This is a genomic window from Pseudonocardia xinjiangensis (assembly GCF_012911925.1).
Classification (GTDB): Bacteria; Actinomycetota; Actinomycetes; order Mycobacteriales; family Pseudonocardiaceae; genus Pseudonocardia; species Pseudonocardia xinjiangensis.
In genome coordinates this window covers 1-10,966 of the sequence record NZ_JAAXKY010000203.1, presented here as the reverse complement: position 1 = coordinate 10,966, position 10,966 = coordinate 1, and the positions used below count along the sequence as shown (strand labels likewise).

Below are 10,966 nucleotides of genomic sequence, written 5' to 3'. Positions count from 1 at the left end.
GGTCAGGGGCGGGCCGGGAGGATGCGGCCGCGGACCTCGCCCAGGCCGATGCGGATCCCGCCCGTCCCCGGCGCGGTGGCCGTGATCGTGACCTCGTCACCGTCCTCGAGGAACGTGCGGGTGGCGTCGTCGAGGAGGGGGATCGGGTCGGTGCCGCCCCAGCTCAGCTCCAGCAGTGACCCGCGTTGCTCCTTCTCCGGGCCCGACACGGTGCCGCTCGCGAAGACGTCACCCGGACGCAGCGACGCACCGTTGACGGTCAGGTGCGCGAGCTGCTGCGCCGCCGTCCAGTACATCGTGGCGAACGGCGGGCGGGACACGACGTGGCCGTTGAGCGCCACCTCCAGCTCCAGGTTGAGACCGCGGTCGTCGACGTCGCGCAGGTAGGGCAGCAGCGGTGGGTCGCGGGGCGGCGGGGCGACGCGGGCCGCCTCGAGCGCGTCCAGCGGGACCACCCACGGCGAGACGGACGTGGCGAAGGACTTGCCGAGGAACGGCCCGAGCGGCGTGGACTCCCAGGCCTGGATGTCGCGGGCGGACCAGTCGTTGAGCAGGAACAGCCCGAACACGTGCTCGGCGACGTCGCCGACCGCGACCGCCTCGCCCATCCGCGTGCCCGTGCCGACGACGAACCCGACCTCGGCCTCGATGTCGAGCCGGGCGGACGGTCCGAACTCCGGGCCGTCCTCGCCGCGGCGCTGCCCGCAGGGCCGGACGATGTCGGTGCCGGACACGACGATCGTGCCCGTGCGCCCGTGGTAGCCGATGGGGAGGTGCTTCCAGTTCGGCGAGAGCGGCTCGGAGCCGGGCCGGAAGATCTGTCCGACGTTCCTCGCGTGGTGCTCGCTGGAGTAGAAGTCGACGTAGTCCCCGACCTCCACGGGCAGGTGCAGCTGCACGTCGGCGGCCGCCAGGAGGTGGGGCCGCAGCACGTCCGCCGGTCCGTGCACCCACTCGACGAGACGCTCGCGCAGCTCGGTCCACGCGCGACGACCTGCTCCCAGCAGCGGGTTGAGCACGGGCCCGGCGAGCAGCGGCACCAGCTCGGCGGCACCGTGCGAGTCCGCGAGAGGAGCGACGTCGAGCACCTGGTCGCCGATCGCGACACCGATCCGGCGGTGTGGGTCGCCCGGGGCGGAGAACACGCCGTAGGGCAGGTTCGCCGGGCCGTACAGCGTGCTGACCGGAAGCTCGATCACGAGGCCGGCCCCCGCCCCGACCAGGTCCACGCGTAGCCCGGGTCCTCGGCGGCCCGGCCGCCCTCCCCGAGCTCCATCGGCCGGAACGTGTCGACCATGACGGCGAGCTCGTCCACCTCCTGCACCCCGATGCTGCGCTCGTAGGCTCCGGGCTGCGGGCCGTGGCTGTGGCCCCCGGGGTGCAGGGAGATCGAGCCCTGCCCGATCCCCGACCCCTTGCGGGCCTCGTAGCTCCCGCCGCAGTAGAACATCACCTCGTCGGAGTCCACATTGGAGTGGTAGTAGGGCACCGGGATCGACAGCGGGTGGTAGTCGACCTTGCGCGGCACGAAGTTGCAGACCACGAAGCCGTCGCCCTCGAACACCTGGTGCACCGGCGGCGGCTGGTGCACCCGGCCGGTGATCGGCTCGAAGTCGGCGACGTTGAACGTGTAGGGGTACATGCACCCGTCCCAGCCGACCACGTCGAAGGGGTGGGTGGGGACGACGTAGCGGGTGCCGGTGATCCCCCGGCTGCCGCGGTGCTTGACCAGCACCTCGACGTCCGTGCCGTCGACGAGCAGCGGCTCGGCCGGACCGTGCAGGTCGCGCTCGCAGTAGGGCGCGTTCTCCAGCAGCTGACCGAAGCGCGACAGGTAGCGCTTCGGCGGGTCGATGTGGGAGTTCGCCTCGATCACGTACAGCCGCAGCGGCGCGCCGTCGCCCGGGTCGACCGGCACCCAGCGGTGGGTCGCGCCGCGGGGCAGCAGCACGTAGTCGCCGGGGCGCGCGTCGAGCGCACCGAACACCGTCTCGACGGTGGCGGCCCCCGACTCGACGTAGACGCACTCGTCCCCGATGGCGTTGCGGTAGAGCGGTGACGCCTCGCCCGCCACGACGTAGGAGATCCGGACGTCGGCGTTGCCGAGCACGAGCCGCCGCCCGGTGACGGCGTCGACGGCCTTCCAGTCCTCGCCGGGGAACAGGCCGTGCAGCTTCAGGTGGCGCGGGACCAGCGGGTGGTTCGCCGTCGTGTCGACGTTCGGCAGCTCCCACGGGGTCGCGTCGACGATCGCCGACGGGATGCCCCGGTGGTAGAGCAGGGACGAGTTCGACGAGAAGCCCTCCTCCCCCATCAGCTCCTCGTAGTAGAGGCCGCCGTCGGGCGTCCGGTGCTGGGTGTGCCGCTTGGGCGGCACCTCACCTGACCGTCGGTAGTACGCCATGCTCGCTCTCCTCCCGGTCGGTGGCGCCGGCCAGCGCACGGCGCAGCGCAGCTTCGATGGTGTCCGACGTCGGCTGCTCCAGCACGGCGGCGACGTAGGCGTCCGGGCGGACGACCCAGACCTCACCCGGCCGCACGGCCAGCGCCCCGGCCAGCACACCGGTGGGGTCGCCGTCCACGAGCTCCACGACACGCACCGGCGCGCAGATGCGTTCCGCCGCCGTGCGCGCCGCCGACACGTCGGCGCCGGGGGTCAGCAGCAGCAGGAACCCCTCGCGGGCGAGCACCCGGAAGCGGAGGGAGACGTCCCACGGAGCGTCGGGCGCCAGGACTCCGGGACCGGGGTCCTGCAGGGCACCGCTCGCCGGTCGGCCGCCGACCGGGCGGCTGGGGCTGGGCGTCGTCAGTGGCGAGTCGGTGTACCAGAACGGCTCCACCAGCCGCCCGGAGTTGACCAGCGCGCGAGCGGCGGGGTCGTGCCGGGCGCGCTCGAGCACGTCGCGGCGGTACGCGGCCTGCTCGGCGGTCCGGGGCACGAGGAAGTCCATCGTCGCGCTGGTCACCGCGAGGTTCTCGCGGGCGGCGGCGTGCCGCTCGTCGTGGTAGCTCTCCAGCAGCTCCGGTGGTGCCCAGCCACGGGCGACGAACGCGATCTTCCACGCGGCGTTCTCGGCGTCGGGGACCCCGGAGTTGAGCCCGCGCGCCCCGAACGGCGCCACCAGGTGCGCGGCGTCCCCGGCCAGCAGCACCCGCCCGACGCGCATCCGGTCGACGCAGCGCGCGTGGAACCGGTACACCGACTGCCACAGGATCTCGTACGGGCGGTCGCCGATCACCGCCGTGATACGCCGGTCCAGCGCCCCCGAACGCATCTCGTCGTCGAGGTCGAAGTCGGGCGGCACCTGCCAGTCGATCCGGAACGTCGAGTCCGGCGACGGGTGCATCAGCACCTGACGGCCCGGGTTCCACTCGGGGTCGAAGTGGAAGTGCCGCTCGGTGGCCTGTTCGGGCAGCTCGGTGCGGATGTCGCAGATGAGGAAGCGGTCGTCGAAGGAATGTCCCTCGAACCTGACGCCGAGCAGAGCCCGCAGCTCGTCGGATCGGGCCCCCGCGCACACGACGACGAACGACGCTTCCACCTCCGTGCCGTCCTCGCACGTGACGGTCACGCCGTCGGCGTCCTGCCGGAGCCCGACGACCCGCTTCCCCCAGCGCACGTCGATCAGCAGCTGGGCGGCGATGTACTCGTCGAGGATCTCCTCGGTGCGCGACTGCGAGATGTTCACGAACGGCGGGAACGGCGAGCTGCCGGCGTCGACGAAGGTGTGGTTGAACAGCTCGGTGCCGCGGTGGAACGTCCTCGAGGTGGTCCACGTGACGCCCTCGGCCGCGATCCGGGCACCGGCCCCGACGGAGTCCCAGATGTCGAGGACGTCGCGATGCTGGCAGATCGACTTCGACCCGACGAGATCACGGACGTGGCGCTCGTCGAGCACCACCGTCGGCAGGCCCCAGCGGGCGAGCAGCAGCGCAGCGGTCTGGCCGACCGGCCCGTTCCCGATGACGACGACCGGCTTCATGACTGCAGTTGCTCCCAGACCTCGCGGTCCCGCTCCGCCGTCCAGATGATGGGGCGCTCCACACCGGACAGCTCGTCCCATAGGCGCGAGACGTCGAACGGGAGGCAGTGCTCGAAAATCGGCCAGTGCCCGTACTGGTCGACGAGCGCGGCGTGGGTGCGTTCGAACGCCTCCTTGAGGGAGCCGCCGCGCTCCTGCACGCCGCCGACCTCGCGGATCATCACCTGCAGGAAGTACCGCGTCTGGTCGATGGCCGACCCGACGGCGGCCGCGCCACGGCTGACCCCGCCCCGGCCACCGATGAGAGTGTCCGCGCCGATGGCCGCGACCCGGTCGAGCGTGGTGGTCGACCAGTCGCGGTGGAACGCGTCGCCCGTGTAGAGCGCCGCCTCGGCCTCCACCAGGTCGCCGGCGAACAGGATTCGGTGCCGCGGCAGCCAGGCCACGATGTCGCCCTCGGTGTGCCCGCGGCCGCAGTACTGCAGCACGAGGTCGCCGCGGTCACCGCCCAGGTCGATCGTCATGCGGTCGGAGAAGGTCAGGGTGGGCCAGGTGAGGCCGGGCACCGAGTCGGCGCCCTCGGCCAGGCGCGGCATCCGGGCGAACTCGCTCGCCCAGTCCTCCTTGCCGCGCTCCGCCACCAGTGCCCGGGTGTTCTCGTGCGCGACGATCACCTCGGCGTCGAACGCGGACGCCCCGAGCACCCGCACGGCGTGGTAGTGGCTGAGCACGAGGTAGCGCACGGGCTTGTCGGTGTGCTCGCGTAGGCGGGCCAGCCACTTCTGCGCGGCGACCGGGGTGGCGAGTGCCTCGAAGCAGACGACGAAGTCCTCGCCCTCGACGGCGCCGATGTTGGGATCGCCCTCCGCCGTCAGCGCGTAGACCCCGTCGGCGAGCACCTCGAGGGTCTGCTGCTTCGCGGACAGGTCCGTGGACGATGCGAACGGCTTCGCGGCCATCGGGGCCTCCCTTTCGATCAAACCTTTGACCATTCGGACGCTACCCGGCTCCGGTCGGCACGGGAACCGTGTGTCGGTCCATGATGGGCCCGTCGGGCCATCGAGAAGGAGTTGCGCATGTCCGCACCGAACGGGATCGACCCGGCTGTGCCACCCAGCGGACCGGGGTGCGTGGAATGCGACCGGGACGGCGGCTGGTGGGTGCACCTGCGCCGGTGCGCCCAGTGCGGCCACGTCGGGTGCTGCGACACCTCGCCCCGACAGCACGCCACCGCGCACTTCCGCGCCACCGGACACCCGATCGTCCGCAGCTTCGAGCCCGGCGAGTCCTGGTACTGGGACTACAGCAGCAACGAGATGCTCGACGGCCCCGACCTGCCCGAACCCCAGCACCGGCCCGCGGACCAGACTGTCCCTGGCCCCCGCGACCGGGTCCCCGCGGACTGGCAGCAGCACATCCACTAGCGGCCCGGACGTTCAGGAAAGCCACTTTCCTGCCCTCTCCGGACCTGAAAGTGGCTTTCCTGAACCGGCGTGGGGGCCAGGTCAGGCCACCAGCGCGGTCAGGTCCGCCACCAACCGGTCGACGCCGGGCAGGCCGAGGATCCGGCGCTGGAAGCCGCGGGCCGCCAGGTGGAACGACGTGTCCTCCAGCACCTCGCGGCACGCCGCCGCGACCGTCGACGCGTCCACTCCGGTCGGGTCCAGCGCGACGGCCACGCCTGCCTCGGCCAGCCGTTCCGCGTTGGCGGGCTGCTCCGCGAACAGCGGCACCGCGACCATCGGAACTCCCGCGGCCAGCGCTTCGCGGACGCTGTTCAACCCGGCGTGGGTGAGGAACAGGTCGCAGGCGGGGAGCAGCAGCCGCTGCTGCACGAACGAGGTCAGGTGCACGTTGGCCGGCCGTGGACCGGTCCAGTCGGACGGGTCGAGGCCGCGCCCGAGTGCCACCACCGCGGTGCAGGGCACGGTGCCGAGGGCCTCGACGATGCGGGGCAGCGGCGACGCCTCGGGCGCCAGCGCGACCCCGGTGCTGCTGCCCAGGGCGGCCAGCACGAGCGGCCGGTCCACCGGGAGGGCGACGATCGCCGGGTCGAGCACCTCGGGGGCCGCGTCGGGCGCCCGGTACGAGCGCACCGTGGCGCGGATGTCGTCCGGGTACCACGACTCGGGCAGCCAGCTGATCCACGGCTCAGGCAGCAGCCCCGCCAGCCCGTCGAGCGGGGGCAGGCCGAACACCGCACGTGACCCGTTCAGCACGGGCACCATGCCGGGGTGGCGGACACCCGCCAGCGGCGCGATGTCCAGCGTGGCGCACGGGACGCCGAGCACCGCGGCCGTGAGGTGCCCTCCGAACTCGGTGGCCTCCCGCACCACCAGGTCCGGGCGGAACCCGCGTGCCGCCTCCAGCATGTCCTCGGCCGCACGCACCGCGATCAGGCCGGCGAACAGCCGTCCGAACGCCTCACCGGGCTCCATCGGTACGGCATCGGGCGACGGCGCGAGCTCCCGGTCGAGGCCGATGCGACGCGCCAGCTCCGGGTCGGCCATCAGCTCCTCCGGCCCGAGCATCCGCGGCATCACCAGATGCCGGAGCCCCGCTCGGTGGACGTCGTCCGTCAGCGCCGGCCCGGTGGCAACCGCCACCTCGTGACCCGCTGCGCGAAGCGCCTGTGCCACCGGTACCACCATCGGCACCAGGTGGGAGTACACAGGCTGGCTCGTCAGTAGAACGCGCACGGCACCCCCGAGGTCGTGATTGCGCGAACATAACCCATCGGAAAAGCGCGTCCGTTTTCGCGCGGATTGCGCGCGCAACCCCCGGGAGAGGTTCAGGAAAGCCACTTTCCTGCCCTCTCCGGACCTGAAAGTGGCTTTCCTGAACCTGGGGCGGGGCCGAGCCGCATCTGCCGCCGGGGCAGGATCTAGCCGTGAAACCTCTTCGGATCGGCGTTCTCGGTGCTGCCCGCATCGCCGAGGCCTCCATCGTCGCCCCCGCCCGCCTCACCGGCACCAGGCTCGTGGCCGTCGCCGCGCGCGACCGCACCAGGGCCGAGGCGTTCGCCGTCACCCACGACGTGGAGCGGGTGCTCGACTCCTACGCCGACGTGCTCGCCGACCCGGAGGTCGAGGCCGTCTACAACCCGCTCGCCAACGGTCTGCACGGGCCGTGGAACCTCGCCGCGGTGGCGGCGGGCAAGCACGTCCTCACCGAGAAGCCGTCGGCCAGCGACGCCGACGAGGCGCGGGAGGTGCGGGACGCCGCCGCACGTGCCGGGGTGATCGTGATGGAGGCGTTCCACTACCTCTACCACCCGGTCACCCGCCGGCTGCTGGAGGTGCTCGCGTCCGGTGAGATCGGAGAGCTGCAGCGGGTGGAGGTCGACATGATGATCCCCGCGCCGGCCGACACCGACCCGCGCTGGTCCTTCCCGCTCGCCGGTGGGGCGCTCATGGACGTCGGCTGTTACGGCCTGCACCTGCACCGCGCACTCGCCCCGTGGGCGGGCGGGGAGCCGTACCTGACCGGCGCCGACGGAGCGGAGCGCGCCGGGCACCCCGGCGTGGACGAGTGGGTCGACGCCGAACTGGAGTTCCCCGGGGGTGCCACGGGCACGATGCGCTGCTCGATGGCGGCCGACGACATCCGCATGACCGCCCGGCTCGTCGGGAGCCGCGGGGAGGTGAGCGCGTTCAACTTCGTGCTCCCGCACCGCGACGACCGTGTGCTGGTGACGGTCGACGGCGTCGAGCGGCTGGAGGAGCTGGGCAGGCGCCCGTCCTACGCCTACCAGCTCGAGGCGTTCACCGCGGCCGTGCGCGACGGCGCGCCGCTGCCCACCGGCGCCGACGACGCCGTGACGACGGCCGAGCTGATCGACGCCTGCTACGAGGCGGCGGGCTTCGACCTGCGCCCCCGCACCCGGCTGTGACGGGACGGCTACCGGAGGCCGGCGCGTAGCGCGTCGATCCTGGCCAGCGCGGCCTGGGAGGCACCCTGCTGGAGCTTCCCGTCGGACAGCGCGGTGGCCAGGGCGGCCGCCGCGTCGTCGCCCTGCTGGACGTTGCGCGACCCGGTCAGGATCAGGTCGGCGCCCGCCTGCGCGGCGAGCACCGCGCGGTTGCCGGTGGCGCCGTAGGCCTTCAGAGCACCGGCCTCCAGTGCGTCGCTGATCGTCACCCCCGTGAAGCCGGTACGGGAGCGCAGCTCCTGCTGCACCACGGGCGACAGACCGGCCGGCCGCGTGGGGTCCAGCGCGGGGTAGACCGCCCAGGACAGCATGACGAGCTTCGCCCCGGCCGAGACCGACTGCCGGTAGGGCGCCTCGTCCACGTTCCGCAGGGTGTCGAGCGGGACGGGGAGGGTGACCGGCCGCAGGTCGGTGTTCTCGGCCGCGGCCGCGGGGCCGAGGCCCGGGAAGTGCTTGACGGTCGCGGCCACGCCTTCGGCCTGCTGCGCCTTCACGTAGTCGGCGCCGAGCCGCCCGACGAGGGCGGGGTTCTGGCTGAACGACCGCTGGACCTGGTCCATCAGGTCCCCCGATGCGTGATAGACGTCCAGCACCGGCGCCAGGTTGACGTTCAGCCCCATGCCGGAGAGGTCCTGGCCCGCACTGCGCCCGTCCGCCGACGCTCCCGAGTCAGGGTCGGCGGACTGCCCGACGGCCTTGAGTGACGCCGCGGGACCGCCGGGCAGGCGGCGGACCTTCCCGCCCTCCTGGTCGGTCATCAGCAGCAGCGGTCCCTTCAGCGGGCTCTTCGCGGCCGCGTCGCGCAACTGGCGCACCACCCCGGTGATCTGCTTCGGGGTGGACACGTTGTCGCTGAAGAAGATCACGCCGCTGGCCTCGCCTGCCCGGATCCTGTCGAGCAGGGTCTGCGGCGGCACCAGCCCGGGATAGGAGTAGATGATGCGCTGGCCCGCGGCCTGCCGTGGGGTCAGCGGGGCCACCGGGGGCGCCGAGGTCACCGGCGCCGCCGACGCGACCGGTGTCGCCGAGGCCACCGGGCGGGCCGAGTTGTCGGCGGCATTCGCTGATCCGTTGGTGGCCCCGCACGCCGTGGCTCCGCACATCATGAGAGGCAGAATTCCGGCATACCACCAGGACCGTCGAAAATGCCGCACCCGGTTCCCCGCTTTCCTCGTTTGCATTGATAACGAACGCCGGGAAGTGTAGGTCGACGACGACTTCCGGTCCGCATGTGACGCCCTCGACCGGACCCTCCGAACACGGCCGGGCGCAGAAGGGGGAGTATCGACCAGGTGTTCTCCGCTTCCGACGTCGACGCCGCTGCCGCCAGGCTCACCGGCGTCGCCCTCCAGACCCCGCTGCACCACAACGAGCGCCTGACCGCCGCAACCGGCTGCCAGGTGTGGCTCAAGCGCGAGGATCTGCAGGTCGGACGCTCGTACAAGCTCCGCGGTGCCTACAACCTCCTGGCCCAGCTCGACGACGCCGAGCGCGCCGCGGGTGCGGTGTGCGCCAGCGCGGGCAACCACGGGCAGGGCGTGGCGTACGCCTGCCGGCAGCTGGGCATCCGCGGCCGGGTGCACGTCCCGAGCACGACGCCGCGCCAGAAGCGTGAGCGCATCGCCGCGCTCGGCGGCGACAGCGTGGAGCTGGTGGTGGGCGGGGAGACCTACGACGAGGCAGCGGCGGCCGCGGCCGACCACGCCCTCCGTACCGGCGCCACCGTCGTCCCGGCCTTCGACGACGTGCGCACGATCGCCGGGCAGGGCACCGTCGGCATCGAGATCGTGGCGCAGCTGGGCCGCGCGCCCGAGGTCCTCGTCGTGCCCGTGGGTGGCGGCGGGCTGCTCGCCGGGGTCGGGGGCTGGTTCGCGGCCCACCATCCCGAGGTCCGGATCGTCGGCGTCGAGCCCGCCGGCGCGGCGAGCATGGCCGCGGCACTGGCCGCCGGGGGGCCGACGACGCTGCCCGAGCTGGACACGTTCGTCGACGGTGCCGCGGTCCGCCGGGTCGGGGACGTCAGCTTCCCGCTGGCCCGCGCCTGCGGTGCGGAGTTCATGAGCGTCGCCGAGGGCCGGGTGTGCACGGAGATGCTCGACCTCTACCAGGTCGACGGCATCATCGCCGAACCCGCGGGCGCGCTGGCCACGGCCGCCCTCGACGGGCTCGACCTGCGTCCCGACGACACCGTCGTCTGCCTGCTCTCGGGCGGCAACAACGACGTGAGCCGCTACTCCGAGGTCGTCGAGCGCTCGCTGGTGCACCGCGGGCTGAAGCACTACTTCCTCGTCGAGTTCCCGCAGGAGCCGGGCGCGCTGCGTCGCTTCCTCGACGAGGTGCTCGGCCCCGACGACGACATCGTCCTGTTCGAGTACATCAAGCGCGACAACCGCGAGACCGGCGCCGCCCTCTGCGGCATCGAGCTGTCCGAACGCGACGGGTACGAGTCGCTGTGGAAGCGGATGGAGGCGAGCCCGCTGAAGATCCAGCTGGTGGCGCCGGGCACCACCGCATACCGCTTCCTGGTCTGACGCCAGCGGCCGCCGGCTCACCCGGCCGGGTCAAAGCGAAACGGTCCGTCTCATATTGCAACGTCCAGACCCGTGACGTGGGCATACCTCGTGCGGTACGAACAGAGTGCGGGTCGGCGGCCGCGGGACCGAGGGGGGTTCCGCGGCCGCGGACACGCTCCTGGTTCAGTACCCCCAGGGGGTGTTAACCTCGACACATGGCCAGCTACAGCAGCGACAAGGACGCCTACCTCAAGCGGCTACGCCGCATCGAGGGGCAGATCCGGGGGCTGCAGCGGATGGTCGAGGAGGACAAGTACTGCATCGACGTCCTCACCCAGGTCGCCGCGGCCACCAAAGCGCTGCAGGCGTTCTCCCTGGAACTGCTCGACGAACACCTCGCCACCTGCGTCGTGCAGCACGAGCGCGCCGAGACCTACCCGGACGGCCTGTTCGCGAGGCTCGGCGAGGCCGGCCTGCTCGGCTTGCCCTACGCGGAGGAGCTCGGCGGGGGCGGCCAGCCCTACGAGGTCTACCTGCAG

10 protein-coding genes are annotated in these 10,966 nt (G+C 72.5%); 4 read left to right on the top strand and 6 right to left on the bottom strand.

The genetic code is table 11. The annotated features are described in order from the left end of the window. Positions 1–2 precede the first annotated feature (2 nt). From fahA to HF577_RS34430, 4 genes are read right to left on the bottom strand one after another with little or no spacing between them, the layout of a single operon-like run. Positions 3–1,229, bottom strand: a complete 1,227-nt coding sequence (gene fahA / locus HF577_RS34445; protein ID WP_312859569.1) for a fumarylacetoacetase — start codon at positions 1,227–1,229, stop codon at positions 3–5. Further along, positions 1,196–2,404: a homogentisate 1,2-dioxygenase gene (locus HF577_RS34440; RefSeq protein ID WP_169400189.1), complete on the bottom strand. Its 1,209-nt coding sequence runs from the start codon at positions 2,402–2,404 to the stop codon at positions 1,196–1,198. Before HF577_RS34440 ends, fahA begins: the two co-directional genes overlap by 34 nt. Then, positions 2,379–3,983, bottom strand: a complete 1,605-nt coding sequence (locus tag HF577_RS34435; protein WP_169400188.1) for an FAD-dependent monooxygenase — start codon at positions 3,981–3,983, stop codon at positions 2,379–2,381. Before HF577_RS34435 ends, HF577_RS34440 begins: the two co-directional genes overlap by 26 nt. Then, on the bottom strand, positions 3,980–4,942 hold the full coding sequence (locus tag HF577_RS34430) for an MBL fold metallo-hydrolase (protein WP_169400187.1): 963 nt from the start codon (positions 4,940–4,942) through the stop codon (positions 3,980–3,982). The genes HF577_RS34435 and HF577_RS34430 overlap by 4 nt, the downstream gene beginning before the upstream one ends. Before the next feature lie 117 nt (positions 4,943–5,059). Here HF577_RS34430 and HF577_RS34425 point away from each other — a divergent pair, with 117 nt between their 5' ends. After that, positions 5,060–5,407: a UBP-type zinc finger domain-containing protein gene (locus HF577_RS34425; protein WP_169400186.1), complete on the top strand. Its 348-nt coding sequence runs from the start codon at positions 5,060–5,062 to the stop codon at positions 5,405–5,407. Positions 5,408–5,488: 81 nt separating this feature from the next. Here HF577_RS34425 and HF577_RS39980 read toward each other — a convergent pair whose 3' ends face one another. Continuing rightward, positions 5,489–6,622 carry a glycosyltransferase gene (locus tag HF577_RS39980; RefSeq protein ID WP_211175288.1) on the bottom strand — a complete coding sequence of 378 codons (1,134 nt, stop codon included), beginning with the start codon at positions 6,620–6,622 and terminating at the stop codon, positions 5,489–5,491. 251 nt (positions 6,623–6,873) lie between these two features. Between HF577_RS39980 and HF577_RS34415 the strand changes: the two genes are divergently transcribed. Then, positions 6,874–7,875 (top strand): Gfo/Idh/MocA family protein, encoded by a 1,002-nt coding sequence (locus HF577_RS34415; RefSeq protein WP_312859568.1) that lies wholly within the window; start codon positions 6,874–6,876, stop codon positions 7,873–7,875. Positions 7,876–7,883: 8 nt separating this feature from the next. On the opposite strand, the gene HF577_RS34410 is transcribed toward HF577_RS34415, so the two are convergent. Next, positions 7,884–9,020, bottom strand: coding sequence for a glycoside hydrolase family 3 N-terminal domain-containing protein (locus HF577_RS34410; protein WP_246267832.1), 1,137 nt, complete (start codon positions 9,018–9,020; stop codon positions 7,884–7,886). Between the two features lie 177 nt (positions 9,021–9,197). Here HF577_RS34410 and ilvA point away from each other — a divergent pair, with 177 nt between their 5' ends. Further along, a complete protein-coding gene (ilvA, locus tag HF577_RS34405) occupies positions 9,198–10,445 on the top strand; it encodes a threonine ammonia-lyase IlvA (protein ID WP_169400191.1) in 1,248 nt (415 codons plus the stop codon). Positions 10,446–10,642: 197 nt separating this feature from the next. Beyond that, on the top strand, positions 10,643–10,966 hold a 324-nt coding region (locus HF577_RS39490), incomplete at its 3' end, for a metal-sensitive transcriptional regulator (RefSeq protein ID WP_281359939.1).